The organism is Phytohabitans aurantiacus (assembly GCF_027923225.1).
GTDB classification, from domain to species: Bacteria; Actinomycetota; Actinomycetes; order Mycobacteriales; family Micromonosporaceae; genus Phytohabitans; species Phytohabitans aurantiacus.
Genome location: NZ_BSDI01000033.1, coordinates 36,122 through 56,794 on the forward strand (window position 1 = coordinate 36,122; position 20,673 = coordinate 56,794).

The 20,673-nt window shown below is 72.1% G+C and carries 24 protein-coding genes; 10 read left to right on the top strand and 14 right to left on the bottom strand.

Annotation, left to right across the window (positions count from 1 at the left end; all coding sequences use genetic code 11):
- Positions 1 to 10: 10 nt before the first annotated feature.
- Positions 11 to 880, bottom strand: a complete 870-nt coding sequence (locus QMG73_RS29110; RefSeq protein ID WP_281900945.1) for an RNA polymerase sigma-70 factor — start codon at positions 878 to 880, stop codon at positions 11 to 13.
- A gap of 105 nt (positions 881 to 985) precedes the next feature.
- On the opposite strand from QMG73_RS29110, the gene QMG73_RS29115 reads away from it, so the two are divergent.
- Both QMG73_RS29115 and QMG73_RS29120 read left to right on the top strand, forming a co-directional pair.
- A complete protein-coding gene (locus QMG73_RS29115; RefSeq protein ID WP_281900947.1) occupies positions 986 to 2,338 on the top strand; it encodes an FAD-binding oxidoreductase in 1,353 nt (450 codons plus the stop codon).
- Positions 2,339 to 2,390: 52 nt separating this feature from the next.
- Positions 2,391 to 2,807 carry a hypothetical protein gene (locus QMG73_RS29120; RefSeq protein WP_281900950.1) on the top strand — a complete coding sequence of 139 codons (417 nt, stop codon included), beginning with the start codon at positions 2,391 to 2,393 and terminating at the stop codon, positions 2,805 to 2,807.
- Positions 2,808 to 2,834: 27 nt separating this feature from the next.
- On the opposite strand, the gene QMG73_RS29125 is transcribed toward QMG73_RS29120, so the two are convergent.
- The 3 genes from QMG73_RS29125 to QMG73_RS29135 form a co-directional block, all read right to left on the bottom strand.
- Positions 2,835 to 4,304 (bottom strand): GAF and ANTAR domain-containing protein, encoded by a 1,470-nt coding sequence (locus tag QMG73_RS29125; protein WP_281900952.1) that lies wholly within the window; start codon positions 4,302 to 4,304, stop codon positions 2,835 to 2,837.
- Positions 4,231 to 4,692 (bottom strand): STAS domain-containing protein, encoded by a 462-nt coding sequence (locus tag QMG73_RS29130; protein ID WP_281900954.1) that lies wholly within the window; start codon positions 4,690 to 4,692, stop codon positions 4,231 to 4,233. The genes QMG73_RS29125 and QMG73_RS29130 overlap by 74 nt, the downstream gene beginning before the upstream one ends.
- A 79-nt stretch (positions 4,693 to 4,771) precedes the next feature.
- Entirely contained in the window at positions 4,772 to 5,035 is a 264-nt protein-coding gene (locus QMG73_RS29135) for a hypothetical protein (protein WP_281900956.1), read from the bottom strand.
- A gap of 78 nt (positions 5,036 to 5,113) precedes the next feature.
- Between QMG73_RS29135 and QMG73_RS29140 the strand changes: the two genes are divergently transcribed.
- On the top strand, positions 5,114 to 6,241 hold the full coding sequence (locus tag QMG73_RS29140; protein WP_281900957.1) for a carboxylate-amine ligase: 1,128 nt from the start codon (positions 5,114 to 5,116) through the stop codon (positions 6,239 to 6,241).
- Positions 6,234 to 7,202: an iron-containing redox enzyme family protein gene (locus QMG73_RS29145; RefSeq protein ID WP_281900959.1), complete on the top strand. Its 969-nt coding sequence runs from the start codon at positions 6,234 to 6,236 to the stop codon at positions 7,200 to 7,202. The genes QMG73_RS29140 and QMG73_RS29145 overlap by 8 nt, the downstream gene beginning before the upstream one ends.
- Here the strand turns inward: QMG73_RS29145 and QMG73_RS29150 are convergent.
- The 5 genes from QMG73_RS29150 to QMG73_RS29170 all read right to left on the bottom strand — a co-directional run bounded on the left by QMG73_RS29150 (position 7,194) and on the right by QMG73_RS29170 (position 10,209).
- On the bottom strand, positions 7,194 to 7,415 hold the full coding sequence (locus QMG73_RS29150; RefSeq protein WP_281900961.1) for a CDGSH iron-sulfur domain-containing protein: 222 nt from the start codon (positions 7,413 to 7,415) through the stop codon (positions 7,194 to 7,196). The genes QMG73_RS29145 and QMG73_RS29150 overlap by 9 nt on opposite strands.
- Positions 7,399 to 8,133, bottom strand: coding sequence for a 50S ribosomal protein L11 methyltransferase (locus QMG73_RS29155; protein WP_281900964.1), 735 nt, complete (start codon positions 8,131 to 8,133; stop codon positions 7,399 to 7,401). Before QMG73_RS29155 ends, QMG73_RS29150 begins: the two co-directional genes overlap by 17 nt.
- 124 nt (positions 8,134 to 8,257) lie before the next feature.
- Positions 8,258 to 8,764 carry a glycosyltransferase gene (locus tag QMG73_RS29160; protein ID WP_281900966.1) on the bottom strand — a complete coding sequence of 169 codons (507 nt, stop codon included), beginning with the start codon at positions 8,762 to 8,764 and terminating at the stop codon, positions 8,258 to 8,260.
- Entirely contained in the window at positions 8,665 to 9,399 is a 735-nt protein-coding gene (locus tag QMG73_RS29165; protein ID WP_281900968.1) for a glycosyltransferase, read from the bottom strand. The genes QMG73_RS29160 and QMG73_RS29165 overlap by 100 nt, the downstream gene beginning before the upstream one ends.
- A gap of 66 nt (positions 9,400 to 9,465) precedes the next feature.
- Complete coding sequence (locus QMG73_RS29170) at positions 9,466 to 10,209, bottom strand: ATPase (RefSeq protein WP_281900970.1); 744 nt, start codon at positions 10,207 to 10,209, stop codon at positions 9,466 to 9,468.
- Between the two features lie 175 nt (positions 10,210 to 10,384).
- On the opposite strand from QMG73_RS29170, the gene QMG73_RS29175 reads away from it, so the two are divergent.
- Entirely contained in the window at positions 10,385 to 11,467 is a 1,083-nt protein-coding gene (locus QMG73_RS29175; RefSeq protein ID WP_407676876.1) for a SigB/SigF/SigG family RNA polymerase sigma factor, read from the top strand.
- On the opposite strand, the gene QMG73_RS29180 is transcribed toward QMG73_RS29175, so the two are convergent.
- Positions 11,464 to 12,894, bottom strand: coding sequence for a serine hydrolase domain-containing protein (locus QMG73_RS29180; RefSeq protein WP_281900975.1), 1,431 nt, complete (start codon positions 12,892 to 12,894; stop codon positions 11,464 to 11,466). The genes QMG73_RS29175 and QMG73_RS29180 overlap by 4 nt on opposite strands.
- A 173-nt stretch (positions 12,895 to 13,067) precedes the next feature.
- Here QMG73_RS29180 and QMG73_RS29185 point away from each other — a divergent pair, with 173 nt between their 5' ends.
- From QMG73_RS29185 to QMG73_RS29195, 3 genes are read left to right on the top strand one after another with little or no spacing between them, the layout of a single operon-like run.
- Positions 13,068 to 13,388 carry a PH domain-containing protein gene (locus tag QMG73_RS29185; RefSeq protein ID WP_281900977.1) on the top strand — a complete coding sequence of 107 codons (321 nt, stop codon included), beginning with the start codon at positions 13,068 to 13,070 and terminating at the stop codon, positions 13,386 to 13,388.
- A 58-nt stretch (positions 13,389 to 13,446) separates the two neighbouring features.
- Positions 13,447 to 13,764, top strand: coding sequence for a hypothetical protein (locus QMG73_RS29190; RefSeq protein ID WP_281900979.1), 318 nt, complete (start codon positions 13,447 to 13,449; stop codon positions 13,762 to 13,764).
- Between the two features lie 11 nt (positions 13,765 to 13,775).
- Entirely contained in the window at positions 13,776 to 14,933 is a 1,158-nt protein-coding gene (locus QMG73_RS29195; protein WP_281900980.1) for a DUF6745 domain-containing protein, read from the top strand.
- A 22-nt stretch (positions 14,934 to 14,955) separates the two neighbouring features.
- Here QMG73_RS29195 and QMG73_RS29200 read toward each other — a convergent pair whose 3' ends face one another.
- Positions 14,956 to 15,387: a hypothetical protein gene (locus QMG73_RS29200; RefSeq protein ID WP_281900981.1), complete on the bottom strand. Its 432-nt coding sequence runs from the start codon at positions 15,385 to 15,387 to the stop codon at positions 14,956 to 14,958.
- Positions 15,388 to 15,809: 422 nt separating this feature from the next.
- Between QMG73_RS29200 and QMG73_RS29205 the strand changes: the two genes are divergently transcribed.
- Positions 15,810 to 16,211: a hypothetical protein gene (locus tag QMG73_RS29205; protein WP_281900983.1), complete on the top strand. Its 402-nt coding sequence runs from the start codon at positions 15,810 to 15,812 to the stop codon at positions 16,209 to 16,211.
- Between the two features lie 6 nt (positions 16,212 to 16,217).
- Positions 16,218 to 16,577 (top strand): hypothetical protein, encoded by a 360-nt coding sequence (locus QMG73_RS29210; protein WP_281900985.1) that lies wholly within the window; start codon positions 16,218 to 16,220, stop codon positions 16,575 to 16,577.
- Here QMG73_RS29210 and QMG73_RS29215 read toward each other — a convergent pair.
- The 3 genes from QMG73_RS29215 to QMG73_RS29225 all read right to left on the bottom strand — a co-directional run bounded on the left by QMG73_RS29215 (position 16,551) and on the right by QMG73_RS29225 (position 20,622).
- Positions 16,551 to 19,280, bottom strand: coding sequence for an AfsR/SARP family transcriptional regulator (locus QMG73_RS29215; protein ID WP_281900986.1), 2,730 nt, complete (start codon positions 19,278 to 19,280; stop codon positions 16,551 to 16,553). The genes QMG73_RS29210 and QMG73_RS29215 overlap by 27 nt on opposite strands.
- An 83-nt stretch (positions 19,281 to 19,363) precedes the next feature.
- Positions 19,364 to 20,032 (bottom strand): hypothetical protein, encoded by a 669-nt coding sequence (locus QMG73_RS29220; protein ID WP_281900988.1) that lies wholly within the window; start codon positions 20,030 to 20,032, stop codon positions 19,364 to 19,366.
- 14 nt (positions 20,033 to 20,046) lie between these two features.
- Entirely contained in the window at positions 20,047 to 20,622 is a 576-nt protein-coding gene (locus tag QMG73_RS29225) for a zinc metalloprotease (protein ID WP_281900989.1), read from the bottom strand.
- Positions 20,623 to 20,673 lie beyond the last annotated feature (51 nt).

Below are 20,673 nucleotides of genomic sequence, written 5' to 3' on the forward strand. Positions count from 1 at the left end.
CGGGGGCGGGTCAGCGGTGAAGGATCGTCTCCTGCTCCAGGTGCGACAGCTTCTCGGGGTTGCGGACGGCGTACAGCCCCGCGATGAGGTTGCCGTCGAGGCGTACCGCGATGACGGTGTCGATCTCGCCGTTCCGCCGGAAGATCAGCGCCGGGTAGCCGTTGACCTGCGCCGGCCGCATCGACACCGCGGCGGCGTCGAACCTGCTCAGCAGGTCGGCCACCGCGCTGGCCCCCACCATCGGTTCCAGCGTGGCCTGCACGACTCCGCCACCGTCGCCCAGCAGCACGACGTCCGGCGCGAGGATGTCGAGCAGGCCCCGCAGGTCGCCCGTCTCGATCGCCCGCTGGAAGGCGTCGATCGCGTCGCGGGTCTGCGCGGGGGAGACGACCTCGCGCGGGCGGCGTGCGGCCACGTGGGACCGCGCGCGGTGGGCGATCTGGCGGACCGCGTCCGGGCTCTTGTCGACGGCTTCGGCGATCTCGTCGTAGCCGACGTCGAACACCTCGCGCAGCACGAACACCGCCCGTTCGGTCGGCGTGAGCGTCTCCAGTACCAGCAGCATCGCGATCGAGACGCTGTCGGCCAGTTCGACGTCGTCGGCCACGTCGGGCGCGGTCAGCAGGGGCTCGGGCAGCCACGGGCCGACGTACGACTCCTTGCGACGGCGCAGCGTACGCAGCCGGTTCAGCGCCTGGCGCGTGGTGATCCGGACCAGGTACGCCCGGTTGTCGCGCACGGTGTCGAGGTCGACGTCGGCCCACCGCAGCCACGTCTCCTGGAGGACGTCCTCGGCGTCGGCGGCCGACCCGAGCATCTCGTAGGCGACGGTGAACAGCAGGTTCCGGTGCGTGACGAAGGCTTCCGTGGCTTGGTCCATACCGGAATGACACCGGTACCAGCGGCGCTGTGACGCCTGATGCCGGTGGCTCACGTCACACCTTTCCACCGTCACAGGGACGGGGAGGGTGGTGCCTCCATGGTCATGAACTCAGCGCTTGACATCCTTCGCCGCGACTTCGGCGGCGACATCATCGAACCCGGTGCGGCGGAGTACGAGTCGGCCAGCCGCTCGGTACTGGCCTCGGGCAGCCCGGCCTACGTCCTGCGACCCGGGAGCGTCGACGACGTACAGGCGGGCGTCAGGTTCGCGGCCGGTGCGGGGCTGGTGCTGTCCGTGCGGGGCGGCGGCCACGCTTTCCCGGGCTTCGGCACCAACGACGGCGGCGTCGTGATCGACCTGAGCGGGCTCGCCAGTGTGGAGATCGTCGACAAGGACCGGCACCGCGTGCGGATCGGCGGCGGTGCCAACTGGGGCCAGGTCGCGGCGGCTCTGGCTCCGCACGGCCTGGCGATCTCCTCGGGCGACACCAGGAGCGTCGGTGTCGGCGGGCTGACCCTGACCGGCGGCATCGGCTGGAAGGTCAGGAAGTACGGCCTGGCCCTGGACAACGTGGTCGGCGCGGAGGTGGTCACGGCCAGCGGGGAGGTCGTGCGGGCCAGCGCCGAGCGGAACCCGGAGCTGTTCTGGGCGCTCCGCGGTGGCGGCGGAAACTTCGGCGTCGTGACCGCCTTCGACTTCGTGGCGCACCCGACGACAGACGTCTTCTACGGCCGGATCACCTTCCCCGCGTCGCAGGCGGCCGGCGTGCTCCAGGGATGGGCGAGCTACCTCCGCACCGCCCCGGAGGAGCTCACGTCGATCGCGAACCTCGCCAACCCGTTCGCCGGCGGCCCCCACGCGCCGGTCGAGATCCACGTCGCCTTCGACGGCGACGACCCGGAGCTCGCGGCGCGGGCACTGGACCCGATCCGCCGGCTCGGCACGGTGCTCGACGACGATGTCGCGCTCAGGCCCTACGCCGACACCCTCGTGGATGGCATGACGCCGCCGCCCGGCATCCAGCTGGTGGCCCGCAGCGGGTTCGTCGACGAGGAGTCGGTGCCCGACGTCCTCCGCATCCTCGCCGAGGTCGGTGCGGCGGAGCGGTCCCCGATCATCTCCGTGCGCAGCGTCGGCGGCGCGGTGTCCCGGGTACCCGGCGACGCCACCGCTTACGCGCACCGGCGGGCGGAGTTGATGTTCGTGACGACCACCGCGGGCCCGAAGCCGGTCGTCGAGGCCGCTCGTCCCGCGCTGGAAGCGATCTGGGACAGGCTCACGCCGCACGTCAGCGGCGCCTACGCCAACTTCCTCGCCGGTACCGCTGAGGAGGACGTCGCCGCGATCTATCCGGCGCCGACCTATGAGCGGCTCGCCGCGGTCAAGCGCCGGTACGACCCCGGCAACCTGTTCGCCCGCAACCACAACGTCCAACCTGGAACGACATTGTCCTAGGACGCTTTAGAGGAAGTGCCTCACGCCGCACGGCGACGACTAGTATCAGGACGTGGAGCGCGAAGACGCCGCCGCCCTCAGTCGCCGCGAGCACCTCGTCAGCGAGCGGGAGAGTTCGGCCGACGAGCGAGACAGTCGCGCCGTACGGCGTGAGGCCGCGGCCGACCAGCGCGACATCGACCTGGAAGGCCGGCTGACGATGGCCGCCTCCCACGAGGAAGACCTGCGGCAGCGGACCGCCGCCGTTACCGACCGCGACCGTCGGCTCGACGCGCGCACACAGTCCTTGACGAGCCGGGAGGAGCAGGCCGACCAGCGCGACGCCCGCGCGATGCGGCGAGATGCCCGGGCCGACGAGCGAGATCGCCTGGCTGACCTGCGTGAACGGGCCGCGGATGAGCGGGACCGGACGGCGGACGAACGCGAGATCCAAGCGGAGCTGAGCGCGTGGGACGAACAGACCCGGTGATCACCGCCGAGTAGGGGATCAGCCCGGCTACGTCGGCATCTCGCCGGTCTCGGCCAGATGCTGGGCGACGTCGGAGAGTTTGCGGTTCAGCCGCTGCGAGGTGCGGCGCAGCAGGTCGAAGGCTTCGCCGGCGGACAGGCGCTGGCGTTCCATGAGGATGCCCTTGGCCTGCCCGATGACGTCGCGCGTGCTCAGTCCTCGATGGAGTGCGGCTTCACGGCGATCGACCTCGTCGCGGCGGTGTGCCGTGGCGACCGCGACCGACACGTACGCGGCCAGGATCGTGCCGAACTCCTGGTCTTCGTCGCTGAAGGCGTCGGCCGTGGCGCTGTAGAGGGTGAGCGTGCCCAGCGCCGACCATTGGGCCGGCCGATGGACGAACAGGCCGTGACACAGGGCGCTGGCCACGCCGAGCTGGGTGGCGGTGGCGGCCAGTACCGGCCAGCGCCGCGACCCGGCCAGGTCGCGTACGCAAAACGGGTTCTCGCTGCCCATCGCCTCGGGGCCAGGGCCGATTCCGGTGCCGAACTGGATGTCGTCGAGCTCCGCGGCGATCGCGTTGCTGGCCACCTGGCCGACGACCTGGCCGTTGCGGCTGAGCGTGATGCTGGCCGCGTCGCATCCGGCCACCGCGTCGACGGTGAACTTCAGTACCTGCGGCAGGACGTCGTTGAGCTCCTCGGAGCTGAAAAGCTGGCGAGCGAGCGGGGCGAAGCTGGCCACCAGCATCGGCCCGTACGCCTGCGGGCCCCACGCGGCGGCGGCGCGCGCCCGGTCTTGCGTCGCGGTGCGCCGGCTGGCCGCCGCGATCTCACGCTGGCGTGCGCTGCTGGCCCGCAGATCCGCGTGTGTCCGGCGGTCCTCGTCGTCTGGCGCCGGCACCGCGCTCGCCGGGCGCCCGGCACGTCGCTGCTCGATGCGCCGCTCCCGCTGCAACGACTCACGCTCGCGGCCGTCGGCGAGCAACTCGCGCTGACCCGCGGCCTCGTCGCGCTGGTCGGCGAGCCCGTCCCGTGCGTCGGCCTGGTCGTCGCGTCCGGCGCTGACGAAGTCTCGCCGATCGGCCAGCCACGCACGTTCGTCGGGGTCGAGCGTCGCGCCGGCGTGCTGAGCGGCGGTGACCCGGTCGCTCGCGGCCGTGCGACGAGCGACGCCGGCCCGGACGCGGGCGGCGGCTTGGCGTACCCGTTCCAGCTGCGCCTCGGCCCGACGCACGGCGGCTTCAGCGCGGTGCAGCGCGGCCTCTGTCTGCGCCACCTCGTCGTCGCCGCTCGCCGGCCCGTCGTTCTCTCGCCGGTCCAGGACGTCGTCGTGCCGGTCGGCGAGCGCCTCGCGCTCGTTGGCCAGCGCCTCGCGCTCGTCGGCCAGCCGTTCCCGTTCGTCGGCCAGCAACTCGCGCTGATCGGTGCCCGCTTCCCACAGGTCAGCGCGCCGCATGCGTGCCGCCAACGGAACGCCGCTCCGCTGGGCGTTGGCCTCCGCCTCCGTATCGGCCACCGATGATCCCTCCCTGATGCGTCTCTGGCGTGCGCCACGCCAGGACGGGCTCCAATCCGAGCAGTCTGAAGACCCTTGCCGGTATGCCGCGCAGCCCGTCGACGCGCAGCCTTCGGCCGTGTGACTTCGCCACCGACCACGCGTTCACGATCAGGCCACAGCTGTGGGCATCGATGAAGGACACGTCGGACAGGTCGAGCACGATCGTCGCGGCGGTGTTGGACTCCGCGACCGCCATCAGCCGCCGGCGCAGCTGTTGTGCCGTCGACAGGTCGAGCTCGCCAGCCAGGTAGACCACGAGGGCGCCATCGACATGCGCCTGCGACGAGTTACAACGGCCCCACCGCGACAGGGGAGCGCGCACATTGGCGTCAGATTTTTTGGGCACCAGCCATCTCCTCCCAAGAGGATCGGCTGGGTCATCAACCTACCGCCATTGTCGTCCCCCGGTGGACAACCCGCAACCGCTAGGGGGTCTCCTCCTCGGCGAGGGGTGATGCCATCCTCTTCTCGGCGTCTTCCACGCCGTCCTGAGCGCCCGCGGGGTTCACCATGCCGTCGTAGTTGTAGGCCGGCAGGTCGGCGTTCCCCACTGGTCGCGTCTGCCTCGTGGGGATGTAGCGGTGCACCATGCCACCGGCCTCGACCTCCAGGAGACCGGGGTCGCCGGCCTCCACCACGTCGCCGTCGCGCGGTCCGCCGACCAGTACCACCTCGCTGCTGTTTGTCATAGCCGGTCAGCTACCCGCCCGGTGACCAGCCAAAACTCCGCGTTTTGTCCTGATCTTTTCCGGGTATCACGTTCCGTCATGAGCGCGGAGACGATGGGCGTCGAGGAGGAGTTCCTGCTCGCCGACCCGGGCTCGGGAGCGACCGTGCCGCTGGCCGAGAAGGTCGTGGCCCGAGCCTCGGCGGCCGACCTGCCGGTCGGCGCGACGGTGCAGCGGGAACTGCGGGACACCCAGGTCGAGGCGGCCACCGGCGTCTGCCGGGACGCGGCCGAGCTGCGCGCGTACCTGGCGGCCGGCCGCCGGGCGGTGGCAGCCGCCGCGCGGGACTACGGCGCCGTCGTGGTGGCGAGCGGTTCGCCGGTACGCGGGTCCGGCGGCGCGGCGCCCTCCAGCCTGGCCCGGTTCGCCGCCATCGACGAGATGTACGGCGAGGTGACCCGCGACTACGAGGCGTGCGGCTGCCACGTGCACGTCGGTGTCGCCGACAGGGACACCGCGGTCGCCGTGGTCAACCACCTGGCCCGGTGGCTGCCCACTTTGCTGGCGCTGTCGGTCAACTCGCCGTTCCACCGGGAGCGGGACACCGGGTACGGCAGCTGGCGGATCGTGCAGCAGTCCCGCTTTCCCGGCTCCGGGCTGGCGCCGCACCTGCCCGACTATGCCGCGTACCGGGCGGAGATCGGCCGGCTGGTGGAGTGCGGCGTGGTCGCCGACGAGGCGCAGACGTTCTGGTTCGCCCGGCCGTCGCCGCGACTGCCCACTGTGGAGTTCCGGGTCGCCGACACGGCGTCCACGGTGGACGAGGCGGTCCTGCAGGCGTTGCTGGCGCGGGCCCTGGTGCGCACCGCGCTCGCTGAGCTGAGCCGCGGGCGGGAAGCGGATCCGGTGCCGGCACAGGTGGCCGCCGCCGCGGTCTGGAACGCCGCCCGCTACGGGCTCGCCGGTCCAGGAGTCCACCTTGGACTGTACCGGCGGGTGCCGGCCACCGACCTGGTGGCGGCGCTGGTCGAGCACGTGCGCGACGCGCTGGCGGGCGCCGGCGACCTGCCGGAGGTACACGCGCTGCTGGACAGGGTGCGGTCCGGCGGCACCGGCGCGGACCGGCAGCGGCGCGCAGCCGGTCTAGATGGTTTTCCGGCGGTGGTGACGGAGCTGACCCTGCGGGATGAAACCGGCGCCGTGGGGGTAACAGGAAGCCGTGACTAGCGCGACTCTCACGCTTCCCGCCCCGCGCGGCCCGCTGTCCGCGGCGGTCGTCGCGGCCCTGACCGGCGGCATCGCGCCGTCCGCCGCGGTGGGCGGCGCCGACCCGTTCGGCGAGGACCTCCAACTGGCCCTGCACCTGTGCTACGAGCTGCACTACCGCGGTTTCGCCGGCGTCGACCCCGAGTGGGAGTGGGACGCCGACCTGCTGCGCCTGCGCGCCGAACTGGAGGCCGTGTTCCTCGCCGGGATGGCCGAGCAGGTGGCGGGCGGGGACGACGTGGCGCAGGTCGTGGACGCGCTGCTGGTCGAGCCGGTACCCGGCACCGGCGTCAGCCACTTCCTGCGCGACAAGGGCGAGTGGTGGCAGATGCGGGAGTACTTCGCCGTGCGCTCGATCTACCACCACAAGGAGGCCGAGCCGCACGCGTGGGTCATTCCCCGCCTCGAAGGGCGTGCCAAGGCCGCCCTGGTCGCGGTGGAGTACGACGAGTTCGGCGCGGGCCGGGCGGAGCGGATGCACTCACGGCTGTTCGCCGACCTGCTGGCCGCCGCCGGCCTGTCACCGGAGTACCTGCACTACCTGGATCGCGTACCGGCGTGCGGGCTCGCCACGGTGAACATGATGTCGCTGTTCGGCCTGCACCGCAGGTGGCGGGGCGCGCTGGTCGGCCACTTCGCCGCCGCCGAGATCACCACCGCACCGAGCGCGCACCGGATGGACGAGGCGCTGGCCCGGCTGGGCGCCGACCCCGCCTGCCGGCTCTTCTACACCGAACACGTCGAGGCGGACGCCGTCCACGAGCAGATCATGCGGCACGACGTCCTCGGTGACCTGCTCGAACGGGAGCCGGACCTCGCCGCGGACGTGGTCTTCGGCATCCAGGCGACCGAACTGCTGGAGGACCGGCTCGGCGAGCACCTACTGCGCAACTGGCGGGCCGGCCGGTCGGCGCTACTCTGAGGCCGGCTCGTCGGGTTCTACGCGTACCCGGCGGCGGTGGCTGGTGTCGCAGAACGGGTACCGCTTGCTGCGGCGGCACGCGCACACCGCCACGATGAACCGTTCCGAGCAGACCGCGGTGCCGTCCGGCAGGACCAGTTCCACCGGCCCTTCCACCAGCATCGGTCCACCGGGCACCAGGACCACCCGGCGCGGCTCAGCGGCGGCTGGCACGGATCACCACCAGGTCCTCGTGGCGCTGCCCGCGCCTGATCAGTCCCGTGCTTTCCAGGTAGGCGGCGCGCGCCCACATGACGGGCCCGAACGGCACCCGGAGCCGTGACACCACAGCCGTCTCGAGCCCGCCCCGGCGCAGCAGGGCGAGCGACCTGTCCACATCGGACACCTGCGAGTGCACCAGGAGCACGAAACCCGACTCGGACAGCAGTCCGGGCGCCGCCAGGCAGAACGGGTCGAGCACGGCGCGCCCGTCCGGACCGGCGTCCCAGGCGCGCTCACGCCCGGTCGGCGCCACCGTCGAGGGGCAGGGCACATACGGGGGATTGGCCAGTACCACGTCGTAGGAGCGTCGCACCGGCTCGTCGCGGGTCGCCGTCCACGGCGGCGCCGCCAGCAGGTCGGCGAGCGAGCCGCGCCGCGCGCGTACCGGCAGTCCGCGCGCCCACGCGTTGAGCCGTACGCACAGCACGGCACGCCGGGACACGTCCACCGCGGTCACCTCGCCCGCGCCGAGCCGGGCCGCCGCGACCGCGACCGCCCCGCTGCCGGTGCACATGTCGAGCACCCGCGCGCCGGGCGGGATCGGTGCGGCCGCCGCGGCGCCGGTCAACAACGCCGTGTCGGCCTGCGGGCGGTACACGCCGGGGAACCGCAGCAGCCCGAACCGTAGGTCGGCGCCCGGTGAGCGGGTCCGGACCGTGGATGCCGTCATGTAACCCCCAAGATCGGCCAAAGTATGGTGAAGAGTTCCCCGCGAGGGGGTCACCAAACGTTCCGGGGGTGGCTCGCTACCGGGCTGGCCTGCTATTAAGCCATCTCGGTCCGGCGGCGGTGGCTCAGGCGGCTAGGACGGTGGCGGGCCGGCGGTCCGGTGCCGTGAGCGTGTGATGGGTGCGCGCGTGGTGGTACAGGTCCATGATGGACTGTGCGGCGCGGTGCCAGGTGTGCTGGCGGCGGGCCAGTTCGGCGGCGGCCGTGCCGTAGCCGCGACGCAGGGCCGGGTCGGCCAGCAGCGTGCGGACCGCCTTCGCCAGCAGTCCGGGGGAGTCGGGTGGGACCAGCACACCGCAGACGCCGTCGGTGACGGTCTCCGGCAGGCCGCCCACGGCCGAGGCCACCACGGGCACGCCGCAGGCCATCGCTTCGACCGCGGCGCGGCCGAACGACGGGTACGAAGGTGCACACACGAGCAGGTCGGCTGAGCGATACCACGCCGGCATGTCGCGGTACGGGGCGCCACCGGTCAGGCGGAGCCGGTCATGGACGGCGTTGTTGACGGCGAGCGCGCGCAGCGCGGCGGCGTGCGGCCCCAGCCCGTGCGACGGCGGTGGCGGCCGGCCCACGATGACGAGCTCGGTGTCCGGCAGGTCCGGCAGCGCGGTGACCGGCGCCGGGCCCAGGCCCGCCCGTCCGGCGCGAACTGTTCGGTGTCCACACCGGACGGTATGACGGAGACCTTCGCGGCGGGCACGCCGAGCCGGCGCAGGATGTGCGCGTCACCGCGCGACAGTGCCACCAGAGCGTCCGCGCCTCGCGTCGCCTGCTCGATGAGGTCGCGATGCCCGAGCCCCGCGTCGATCGGGGGAGACGTCACCACGGTGGGACGGCTGGCGAGGCTCTTGGCGACGAGCGCCGACAGCGCGGAGGGCCAGCCGTGCGCGTGGACGACGTCCGGCGCCCAGCCCTGCCGCCACGACCGGTCGAGCCACTGCCCGAACGCGGTAACCTGGTCCGCTTCCTCATCGGGCGGCGTCGCGCGGGGCGGCCCGACCGGCACGCTGACCGTCGTCACGCCCGCGGGGTCGCGGCTCTGCTCGGGTTGGGAAGGGCTGGACCGTCTGGTGTAGACACGCACGTCGTGGCCGAGGTGGGCCAGCGCCGCCGCCAGCTCGGTCACGTGTACGGCCGGCCCGCTCGCCCAGTCACGGCCCCCAGCGCGTACCGGACGGTGACCGATCGATAGGACCGCGACGCGCATCGACGTACTCCAGGCTCTGCCGGCTGACCCGTGACTCGGAGATTCCCACCGTGGCGATCGGCAAACCTACGAGCGGGGACTCAGGTCGAGCGTGGCCCAGACCACCTTCCCGCCGTCCGAGGGGAAACTGCCCCAGCGGCGGCACATCGCGTCGACCAGGCCGAGTCCCCGGCCGCGCAGGGCCGCCGGGTCGACGTCGCGGTCGAGCACGGGTGGCCGCGTGCTGCCATCGCGCACCGCGATGTGCAGGTACCGGCCGCGCAGCGACACCAGCAGGGTCATCATCGTGCTGGCGTGCACGACCGCGTTGAAGACCAGCTCCGTGGCGACCGTGCACGCCGGCCCGACCAGCTCGGGCACCTTCCAGCGCAGGCACGCCTCGGTGATCACCTCACGGGTGCGGCGGCCGGCGCCCATGGCCGGCAGCAACTCCTCGCGGATGGAGGGCGGCGCGTGGCCGGAGCGAAGCGAGCGGGTCGCGGCGGCCAGGCTCGGCGCGAGCAGGCAACGGCGCTCGATCGCCCTCGCGCGGAGCAGGCTGGCGGCGTCCGGCCGTGCCGCGCAGAGCGCCACCGGCGCCGCGGGCCACCGCGCCGCCTGCCGCGCCACGACCAGGAAGACCGACACCGCGTCGGGGTTGCCAAGGCGCATCCGGGACAGGTCGACGAGTACCGCCTCTGGGCACTGCGCGAGGCACTTGAGGAGCGCGGACCGAATCGCCACCGCGCCGGCGAGGTCGAGAACACCCTCTACCCGGGCGACGGCGTACGAGTCGTGGTACCTGATGGGGCACCGCATCTCGGCAGGCATGGCACCTCGCTGTCGGCGTAAACCATCGGTTACCCGCCGGCTTGCCCGAGAAAACACGTTACCGCCAGCCGGCCGCTGGGTAGAACTGCGTCGGCTTTCGTACGCGCTGTGCGGGAGGAGGGGGACTGTGCGTGTGGGAGTAGACGATGGGCGGATCGATCTCGACCAGGAGGCGATGCGGTACGGCGAGCGCGTGGCACGCGCGCCAGCCACCCGAGCGGCGGTGCGGGCGGAGTTCGTGGAACTGTGCCTTCCGCTGGCCCACCGCCTCGCCCGTCGCTACCGCGACCGCGGCGAACCGTTCGCCGACCTGGAACAGGTCGCCCGCCTCGGCCTGATCAAGGCCGTCGACCGGTACGACCCCGTGCGGGGGTCGTTCACCGCCTTCGCGACCGTCACGATCCTGGGGGAGCTGCGCAAGCACTTCCGCGATCGCACCTGGGGAGTTCGCGCGCCGCGTCGCATGCAGGAACTGATCGGCCAGATCCGCCAGGCCGGCTCCGACCTGACCAACACGCTCGCCCGGGCGCCCAACGCCACCGAACTCGCCGACCGGCTGCACACCTCCGCGGACGAGGTGGACGCCGCCCTGCTCTCGGCCGAGAGCTACACCCTGCTGTCGCTGAACTCGCCCCTGTCCGGCAACGGTTCCGGCGACGGTACGGCCGAACGCGGCGACCTGATCGGCGAGGTCGACGGCGAGTTGGCCGCCGTCGACGACCGGCTCACCCTCAGGGCGCTGCTGGACCGCCTGCCCGAACGCGAGCGGCGGATCCTGGTCATGCGCTTCTACGGAAGCCTTACGCAGAGCGAGATCGCGGAACGGTGCGGTATCTCGCAGATGCACGTCTCCCGGTTGCTGTCCAACACCCTGACCTGGCTACGGCACGCGATGCTCAGCGACACGCCACCACAGTGGAGCGACGCGCATCACTCCACACTGGACAATCACCGGCTGGACGTGACCACGGCGTCCAGCGGCTACGGCACGCTGACCGTGGCCATCGCCGGTGAGATCGACCGGGACAACGCCGACGAGCTGCGCCGGGCCATCTTCGACGCCCTCGCCCGCCGCCCCACCACACTCCTGCTCCAGATGGCCACCGTCCCCTTCATCGACGCCGCCGGCGTGGCGGCGCTGGCGGCCGGCTACCAGGAGGCCAGAAGGAGCGCGGTCACGGTCGGCCTGCGCGGCGTGCAACCGCACGTGCGGCGCGTGCTGGCGGTCGCCCGCCTGCCGCTCCGGTTCGGAGGTTAGGAGACGTCGGGCCTGGTCATCAGCGGCGACCGCAGGTGCAACTCCAGGTTGGGGCTGGTCAGCGGCGGGACGTTCCATGCCGCCACCGCTGTACTCGAGGCGGCGTCGAGCGTCAGCCGGACCCGGTGCGGGCTGGTGATGACGTAGATGTCGGCGACGAACGTGCCGCCCTGCCAGCCGCCGGCGGCGACGACCGGGCGGCCGAGCGGTGCGCTTTCCCGCCATTCGCCGTGGCCGGCGGCGACCGTGATGGACGGCCCGAGTCGCAGGTGCCAGCCGCCGCCCACCGGCTCCACGGCGATCGGGGTCCCGTCAGGCAGGGGCGAATCCGCGGCGGAGCCGTCGATCGTCGCCGTGGCGGAACGGGAGGGGGCGGCCGCACCGGATACCGGCGCGAGCGACAGCCGTCGCAGCCGCTCGGCGAGGATCTCGTCGTCCCGGCCGCTTCCCGGATCGTCCATGCCGGGCAGCAGGCAGTCCCACAGGGCGCCCGGCATCGCCACCTCCGGCGATTCGGCGCCGGTCACGACGACCACCAGATCGTGCGCCGGGACGACCAGGCACTGCTGGCCGAAGGCGCCGGCACCGCGGTAGCCGTGGCGTGTCATCCAGAACTGGTATCCGTACCCGCAAAGGATGTCGGGGTTCGGGGACCAGTCCTCGACCTGCGTGGTCTCCACGTGCCGGCTCGTCGCGAGCTCCACCCATTCGCGCGGGACGAGCTGCCGGCCGCCCCCGACGCCGCCGCGCAGCAGCAACTCGCCGAAGGCGGCGACGGCCTCGGTCGTGAGGTGCAGCCCGTGGAATCCGAAGGCGGCACCGCTCGCCACCCGGTCCCACTCGGCGTGGTCGACGCCCAACGGCTTGAACAGGCGGTCGTCGAGCAGTCCCGGCAGGTCGCGGCCCGTGACCCGTTCCACCATCCGGGCCAGCACGTACGTGGTCGCGTTGTCGTAGGTGTGCCGGGTGCCCTCGGGCGCGGCGAACGGTACGCGCAGGAAGCCCCTCACTAGGTCGTCCGGTTCGAGCCGCCACGCCTCGGCGAGAGTGTCGGTGCCGTGTCCGGCCGTCATGGACAGCAGGTGGTGCACGGTGAGGCGGCGCCCCTGCTCGCCGATACCGGCCGGAACGTGGTCGGGCAGCACGTCGACCACGCGGTCGTCCAGCGAGAGCCGCCCGTCGGCGATGGCGAGCCCCACCGCGATCGAGGTGAACGACTTCGTCAGCGAGTACAGCAGGTGCGGGCGCTCGGCCGAGTACGGCGCCCACCAGCCTTCGGCGATGACCTGACCGTGGCGTACGACCATGATGGAGTGGAGCTCGACGGACTCTGCTTCGAGGCGGTCCAGCAACGCGGCGATCGCACGGGACGAGACCCCCGCGGCCGCCGGTGTCGAGCGCGGAAGCAGGGCCGGCTGAGAACGCATCAGGCACGCTAACAAGGCGAACCCGCCCTGTTCCCCGCAATTTCCCGCCCGCCGTCTGGTTGACACGGTCGGCGACAATGCGATCATGCGGAGGTGGCGGCGACCGTATCCATTGGACGTACACACCGCGCTGGCGATGGCCAATCCGATCGTCGCGCCCGTGCTGGCCGGCAGTGCTCGGCGTTTTCGTCAGTGACACCGGCATCCGGTCGCGTTCGTTCTTCAGCACCGAAACGGTGCCCTGGTCGTCGGTCGCCGACATCCGCAACGGCGCCGGCGGCAACGAGGGTTTCAACCCGGGCCGCGACGCCATCCACATTCATCTCACCGACGGCACCGAGATCGTGACCCCGGTGCGGCGCGGCAACCGCCTCCCGCCCCGCTTGTTCCGGATCGAGGTGGGCCGGGTGGTGATGTGGCCGAAACCCTACGACGACGCCCTCATCCTGCTGCGACGGCAGCTCGCCGAGGCACGGCGGGCGGCCGCGGCGTGAGTGTCGTACCGCGGCGGTAGCGTGCCTCCCGACAGAGTCGAACTCCTTGGGAGGTCTCATGTACCGGCAGGGCGATGTGCTGGTCGTCCCGGTGGCACCGGCCGATGTGCCCGCGTGCGCGCCGGTTCCCCGCGACCGGCGCGGCCGGATGGTCCTGGCGCGCGGCGAGGCGACCGGTCATGCCCACGTGATCGGCGGGCCGGGGCTGCGACTGCTCGCTGACCTCGACGACCCGGAGCGGATGTTCGTCGACGTGCCCACGCACGGCCGGATCACGCACGAGGAGCACGGTCCGATCTCGCTGCCCGCCGGGCACTACCGCGTGGTGCGGCAGCGGGAGTACATCCCGGGCGCGTTCCGGCCGGTCGCGGACTGAGAGGGCCGGAGATGAAGCTGACCCACGCCCAGGAGGCGATGGCCGCGGCCATCGAAGACCAGTGGCTGGCCGCCGCCGTGGAGACGGATCCGGCCGCGCGGGAGGCGGCCGAGTCCGGGCTGCGCGACGCATACCGGCTGGCCGGAGCCGCGCAGCCCGAGCGGGTGTACTGGTTTGGTTCACCGCGCGCCGGAGCGGCCGCCGTTGCGCTGTTGTCAGGCGCTGCCGAGCCGGGCCCCGACGCGCCGGCGTGGCACATCGAGGCACACGCCGAATTGCGCCGCCAAGGCTGGACGCCGGGGGAGAGCGCTGGCCCTTCGCTGCGCCGCCGGGTGCGCACCGAGCCGTGGGCGGCGGCCCGCACGGCCGCCGTGCAGGCGCTCGGCACCGACGGCTGGGCGCAGCTCAGCGCCGCGGCGGGGCGCCGGTCCTGGGGCCTGGTCATGGATCGGGTGGCCGGCCGGCTGCGCCTTCGACTGGGCGAGGACCTCGCCGCCGACCTGCCGGGTGAGGCCGCCCGGGCGGTGCGGATGGCGGTGCTCGACGCGATCTACGGCCTGCACGACGGAGCCTGGCTGTGCACCTTCGAGGCGGCCGACCGGCTGCGCCCGCAGGCCCGGCTGATGGCGGGGCTGACGGGGCTCGCAGGGGTGGCCCGGCACGGCGGCTGGTGGTGGGCGCACGAGCGGGTCGCGGTGCTGACCGAGCGGCCGGGTCTGCTGGCCCGGGACAACGTCGGGCGGCTGCACCGGGGCGAGGGCGCCGCCATGGAGTTCCCCGACGGATACGGGTTGTGGGCGTGGCGCGGCATGCCGATCCCGGCCGGCCTCGCGGCCGAGCTGCCGTCCCTGACCGTCGACCGCATCCAGCGCGAGCAGAACGCCGAGATCCGCCGGGTGATGCTGGAGCACTTCGGCTACGAGCGATACCTGCGCGAGGCCGGCGCCCGGCGCCTGGGCTCCGACGAGACCGGCACGCTGTGGCGCCTCGACCTGCCCGGCGACGAGCCCCTGGTCATGGTCGAGGTGGTCAACTCGACGCCGGAGCCAGACGGCACCAGCCGGGTGTACTGGCTGCGGGTGCCGCCGACGACCCGGTCGGCGCGTGAGGGCGTGGCGTGGACGTTCGGGCTGACCGCCGAGGAGTACCAGCCGCTGGTCCAGACGTAACAGGTCAAGGGCTTTCGCTCGATCAGGTGACGACCGTTACCCAGCCGCCATTTCGTACGAGGTTGCCCGCCTCGTACACGGCGGCCGCGAAGTGGATTGTGTGGCCCTCGGTGAAGTCCTTGTTGCACCATCCCCAATTGCCGTTGCCCCACTGGCTGACGCAGGTGCCCGACCGGGCCGAGTCGGCGTCGTACCAGATCATCGCGGCGGAGTGGCCGTCGGCCCTGTTGTCGTAGATATAGAGATCGTCGCCGTAGGGCTGAAGGCAGGCCATCGCACCGGTGACGCTTGTGCATTTCCGGTACCAGTCCGTGTCCGGCGGGTAGGCGATGCTCGCGGCGTGGTTGACCTCGCCACCGTAATACGCGGCGAACGCCGCCTGGGGAGCCAGTAGAGTCGTGACCAGGCCGGCCAGTACGGCCAGCCCGAGCAGGCCCCGGCGTGGTAGTCGCATGTGGACCCTCCTTCGTAAGCGCGAATCGGTACGCGGAACCTAGCAATGACCAGAGTCGATCCCGCAGAACGCCGTGAGCCTCTTGAGCGAAAATTGAGTGGAGCACGCGACGAATGACGCGGACCATTCCGCGTTCTATAAGCGTTGCCGCGGGTCAGGTCGGTCCAGAATGGAGGGTCTGGATGGCCGACTTGCCTCGGTCGACAGTTCAAGTTTTCCTCAAGATCTCCGCATGAGGGTCGGCGTCACCCATCGCGGCTCTACATTGACCACACCTGATGCAGGGAGGTCAGCGCTCGCGCGTCCTTGTAGTTCCAACGACTTCAGGGATGCCTTGATCATGGGCGGGCGGTGCCTCGCAAGCATGTGGCAAGTGCGATGACCGATGATGCCGCGGTCGCGAGATGGAGCGGAGGACCAAAATGATGCGGTGGTTGTGGCGGTCGAGTCTGTTGACGGGTGCGGTGGTGGTGACCGTCGCCGGGGTGGGTGCTCCGGCGCTGGCGGCGGTTCCGCCGAAGAACGTGGGCTGGCTCTATGTGCAGGGTGGCGGCGGTGCGGCGTTCTTCGACGCCGATCTGGCGGGCCATCCCGGGTGGGAGAAGATCACGGTTTGTGACAACGTGGCCAACAGTCGGGGCGTCGGCGTGCACGTCTACGGAGACCTTGGGCAGGAAGAAGGAGTCTCCGACCCGTCCAGTAACGGCAAATGCGTGTCGAAGGAGGGCAACATGTTCCCGGACGGGTACGGGGTAAGTGTCCATGTGTTCGAGTACGCGGACGATCTCGGCTCCAACTACAACGATGCCCGCGGCGTGGCGTAGCGGGGCGTGCTGGCGGCCGTGGTGGCCACCGTCGTGTTCGGGGCGGGGACGCGGGCGCACGCGGCGCCACCCCGGAATGTCGGTTGGCTCTACACCCTGAGCCGGAGCGGCGCGGTCTTCTTCGACGCCGACCTGGCGGGATACCCGTCATTCGAGAACATCACCGTCTGCGACAACAAGACTGACGGCCGGGGGATCGAGTCGAAGGTCGTCCAGTGGGTCGGCGACCGGTACATCGAGGTCATCTCCCAGGACCCGTCCAACAACGGCGAATACTGGGGCAGTCGACGAGAAAGCTGCGCCTCCGCCTTCGGCACCGCCGAAGTCCCCCACCACAGGTCAATGGCTTTCGGCGTCCTGATCTAGCTTCGCGCGGATCTCGTCTGTGGCGGAGTGACCCAGCTCGTCCAGGATGTCGACGGCTCGCTGCCAGGCCCTGCGGGCGGCGTCCGGCCGGCCGGCGGCGCGGTGCGTGTCGCCGAGATTCGCCAGCGTCCTGGCCTCGTTTGGCTGGTCGCCGACCTCGCGGAGCCCGGCGAGCGCCTGCCCGTACGCGTCGACCGCCCGCGCGTGGTCGCCCCGCGCGTGGTGGATGTACCCGAGGCTGTCCCAGGTGACCGCCTCCCCGTACCGGTCGTCGATCGCCTGCAGCAGCGTCAGCGCCTGTTCGCAGTGGCGCAGAGCCTCGTCGTGGTCGCCGAGCAGCGCGCACAGCCAGCCAACCGTGTTGCGGGCGTTGGCCTGCATGGCCTTGTCGCCGGCCTGCTCGTAGACGCGCAGCGCCTCGCGGGCGTGGCCGAGCGCCTCCGCGTGGTGGCCTTGCCGTTCCAGTATCGAGGACAGGTTGCCGTGAATGTCGGCCTGGCCGATCCGGTCGCCCGTTGTGGTGTACCGGTCGAGGGCCTCGCGAAGGTGGAACAGCGCGTCTGCGTAGTGGCCCATCCGGCCATACGCGCGGGCGAGCCCGCGGTGCGTGTGCGCCTGAGCGACCGGGTCAGCCAGCCGGCGGGCGGCGTCGAGGGCGGCGCGGTGCGAGGCGGTGTAGTCGCTCCAGCGCCCCCGCCGGTCGAAAAACGTGGCCAGCGCCCAGACCAGCTGCCACACCCCCGTGTCGAACTCGGCGGGTGCCCGCCGCACCAACTCCACCAGCACGGGGTGCTCGGCGTCGAACCAGGCCAGGGCGTGCCGCGCGTCCACCAGCACCTCGGCGGTGACGCCCGGCACTGGGTCGGCCAGCGCGATCGACGCACGCCCGGGGGCGAGCAGCCGGTCGGCGGCCCGCGCGGTGTGCAGGTAGTGGTCGAGGGTCCGGTGCAGCGCGGCCCGCCGGTCCGGCGCGTTGTCAGTCAGCTCGGCAAGCTCGGCGGCATACCCGCGCAGCAGGTCGTGCAGGGCGTACCGGCCGGGGGCGTGCTCGGTGATCAGGTGCGTCCGGGCCAGCTCGGTGAGCGCGCGGCGGGTCGCTGGCAGCGGCAGGCCGGCGAGGCTCGCGGTCGCGGCGGCCGTGATGTCCGGCCCGCGGTGCACCCCCAGCAGCCGGAACACGCGGGCGGCGACCGGCCCGAGGGTGCGGTACGAGGCGGTGAGGATGGACCGCACGTCGGTGGCCGGTGCGCCACCGTCGAACGCGTCCAGTTCGGACAGTTCGGCGGCGATGGCGCGCAGCGGGAAGCCCGGGTGGGAGGCGGCGCGGGCGGCGACGATCGCCAGCGCCAGCGGCAGCCGCGCGGACCTGGCGACGATCTCGTCGACGGCGTCCGGCTCGCGGGCCAGCCGGTCTCCGCCCAGCCGCCGTGCCAGCAGCTCCCGCGCTTCGCGCGCCGTGAGCAGGTCCAGCGCCAGCGGCTGTGCGCTCTCGGCGGCGATCAGGCTGGTCAGGTCGGCCCGGCTGGTCACGATCGCCAGGCAACCGGACGCGCCGGGCAGCAGCGGCCGGACCTGCTCGGCGTCGCGGGCGTTGTCGAGCACGACCAGGGCGCGCCGGTCGGCCAGCGTGCTGCGGTACAGCCCGATCTGCGCCTCATGGCTGGCGGGGATCCGCTCGGCGGGCACGGTGAGCGCGTCGAGCAGCGCCCGCACCGCTTCGCCGGTCGTCATCGCCGTGCCGCCGGGGTCGAAGCCGCGCAGGTTCAGGTACAGCTGGCCGTCCGGGAACCGGGCGCGGACCCGGTGCGCCCAGTGGACGGCCAGGGTCGTCTTGCCGACGCCGGCGGTGCCCGCGATCGCGGCTATCCGCCCGCCGCCGGGTCGGCGCAGCAGAGCGTCCAACGTGGACAGCTCCGTCTCGCGCCCGATGAACGTGGCCAGGTCGGCCGGGAGCTGCCGCGGCACCGTGGCGGCGGGGCCATCGCCGCGCAGGATCCGCACATGTGCCCGCCGCAGCAACGGGCCGGGCTCGGTGCCCAGCTCTGCCGCCAGCCGCTCGCGGACGTCTCCGTACACGTGCAGGGCCTCGGCCGTCTGCCCGGACCGGAACAGCGCCAGCATGAGCTGGGCGTGCAGCCGTTCCCGGAAGGGGTTTTCCCGCGCCGCGCCGCGCAGCTCCCCGACCACGTCGTGGTGCCGCCCAGCGGCAAGCTCCGCATCGTACAGCTCCTCCAGCAGGCTCACCCGCCGCTCGCGCAGCCCGGGGCCGGCGTGCGCGAGCAGCGGCTCGGTCGCCCCGCCCAGCGCCGGACCGGGCCACAGCGCCAGCGCCGCGCGCAGGTGCGCCGCCGCCGCGCCAGGACGATCCGCGGACGCATCGGCCCGGGCCTTCGTGACCGCGGCGTCCACCTCGTCGAGGTCCAGCTCCCCTGGGTGTACGCCGATGAGGTACCCGGGTGGGCGGCGCTCGATGACCGCCGCGCCGAGGAGCTTGCGCAACCCGGAGATGTGCACCTGGAGCTGGCCCCGCACGGACGGCGGCGGCTCGTCGCCCCACACCAGCGCGATGAGGCGCTCCTCCGAGACGACCCGGTTGGCGTCCAGCAGCAGCGCGGCCAGCACGGCGCGTGGCTTCGGGCCGCCCAGCGGCAGCTCGACGCCGGCGCGGTGGACCGCGACCGGTCCCAGGATCTGATAGCGCAACGGATTATCCCCCCGGGCTCCGGACACTATGCCAGGAGGCGCGCGCAGTCCAGGGGGACGAATCCGTCTTGCGCTACCGGCCGCTAGCCGGTGGTGGCCGCCTTCTCCAGGGCAGTGGCGAGGCCATCGACCTCGGTCACGCCACCCCAGGCCGGCGCGAGCTCCCCGGCCTCGGCTCCGATGGCGTACATCTGGCTGTCCGCCGAGCCCTGCAGCCAGAGCCCGTCGCGGTAGGCGTGGTACAGCGGACCTGTGGCCGGGATGGCGGCCGGCCGCACGACCGTCGCCTCCGGGACCGGACGCCAGGTGGTGATGTCGTCCAGCACCGCGACGATCTTGGCCTGGGGGTTCAGCTCGGAGAGCCGCTGGGAGGTGGTCCCGCTGCCCTTCGGCACCGCTACGTACACCTTGCTGTCGGTTACCTTGCCGGCGTCGCCGTCGATCACCCTGTCCACGGCGACGACGAAGGTCACATAGTCGTCCGCTTCCCGTTCGGTCACAGACGCGTCGGCATACCTGAACTGAATCCCGTCGGTCACCTCGACCAGCGTGCCCTCGACGATCAGGTCGGCCTTGCCCACGGCGTCCTGCGGCGAGACGAGCGGTGTGTAGTCGAGGTGGATGCCGTGACCGGCCGCTTCGGTCAGTTCACGCGCCGAGCCTCCGCCCGACTTCCCGTTGGCGTTCGCGCTGGCGCAGCCGGTGGCCAGCGCCGCGAGTGCGGCGGCTGCCACGAGCATGGTCTTGTTCATCTCGCTCCTCCGGCTCAGTACTGCGCGTTGATGTGGGCGACGTCGTGGGAATGGAAGGAGCGCCACCTCGGGTCGTTGCCCGGGATCTCCCCCTCATACATGGCGCAGTCGTGGGCGGACGGAGAGTGGTGACCGAGGCCGATCGAGTGGCCGATCTCGTGGAGCACCGTCTTCTGCTGGTCCTCGATGTCCCACGAACCCTCGTTGATCTCGTCGAAGTCGATCCCGATGTTCGCCGAGTCGCACGTGTTGCTGCCGACCCAGGTCTGGCAGATGGTCCAACCTCGGGTACCGGCCGGAAGGTTGGCGCGCGAGAACCAGATGTCGGTGCCACGTGCGCAGCTCTCCAGGATGTCGTGCATGTCGGTCTGGTCGTCCAGCCGGTCCATGCCCCACGAGACCCGGGAGCGGTGTACCGGGTAGTCGTCGAAACTGTCCATGTAGCAGTAGGCGTGCCCGGCGCTGTCCGCCAGATGGGACTCAGGGAACGGGGTCGCGTGTGCCGCCGACGGGGCGACCAGCACGGCGCCCAGCGTGACGACGCCGACCGCGACGACGTGGCGCAGGAGTCTGAGGGGTTGCTTGACCATGGCGTGGAAGGTTAGGAGAGCCCGCTTCGAAAGCGCTTCGACTCCGCTTCG

Bases quoted from the DNA above. Each gene is read 5' to 3' on its own strand.
- QMG73_RS29110 (WP_281900945.1), bottom strand. From the start codon at position 880: ATGGACCAAGCCACGGAAGCCTTCGTCACGCACCGGAACCTGCTGTTC.
- QMG73_RS29115 (WP_281900947.1), top strand. From the start codon at position 986: ATGAACTCAGCGCTTGACATCCTTCGCCGCGACTTCGGCGGCGACATC.
- QMG73_RS29135 (WP_281900956.1), bottom strand. From the start codon at position 5,035: ATGACAAACAGCAGCGAGGTGGTACTGGTCGGCGGACCGCGCGACGGC.
- QMG73_RS29140 (WP_281900957.1), top strand. From the start codon at position 5,114: ATGAGCGCGGAGACGATGGGCGTCGAGGAGGAGTTCCTGCTCGCCGAC.
- QMG73_RS29155 (WP_281900964.1), bottom strand. From the start codon at position 8,133: ATGACGGCATCCACGGTCCGGACCCGCTCACCGGGCGCCGACCTACGG.
- QMG73_RS29165 (WP_281900968.1), bottom strand. From the start codon at position 9,399: ATGCGCGTCGCGGTCCTATCGATCGGTCACCGTCCGGTACGCGCTGGG.
- QMG73_RS29170 (WP_281900970.1), bottom strand. From the start codon at position 10,209: ATGCCTGCCGAGATGCGGTGCCCCATCAGGTACCACGACTCGTACGCC.
- QMG73_RS29175 (WP_407676876.1), top strand. From the start codon at position 10,385: ATGCGGTACGGCGAGCGCGTGGCACGCGCGCCAGCCACCCGAGCGGCG.
- QMG73_RS29180 (WP_281900975.1), bottom strand. From the start codon at position 12,894: ATGCGTTCTCAGCCGGCCCTGCTTCCGCGCTCGACACCGGCGGCCGCG.
- QMG73_RS29190 (WP_281900979.1), top strand. From the start codon at position 13,447: ATGTACCGGCAGGGCGATGTGCTGGTCGTCCCGGTGGCACCGGCCGAT.
- QMG73_RS29195 (WP_281900980.1), top strand. From the start codon at position 13,776: ATGAAGCTGACCCACGCCCAGGAGGCGATGGCCGCGGCCATCGAAGAC.
- QMG73_RS29200 (WP_281900981.1), bottom strand. From the start codon at position 15,387: ATGCGACTACCACGCCGGGGCCTGCTCGGGCTGGCCGTACTGGCCGGC.
- QMG73_RS29205 (WP_281900983.1), top strand. From the start codon at position 15,810: ATGATGCGGTGGTTGTGGCGGTCGAGTCTGTTGACGGGTGCGGTGGTG.
- QMG73_RS29220 (WP_281900988.1), bottom strand. From the start codon at position 20,032: ATGAACAAGACCATGCTCGTGGCAGCCGCCGCACTCGCGGCGCTGGCC.
- QMG73_RS29225 (WP_281900989.1), bottom strand. From the start codon at position 20,622: ATGGTCAAGCAACCCCTCAGACTCCTGCGCCACGTCGTCGCGGTCGGC.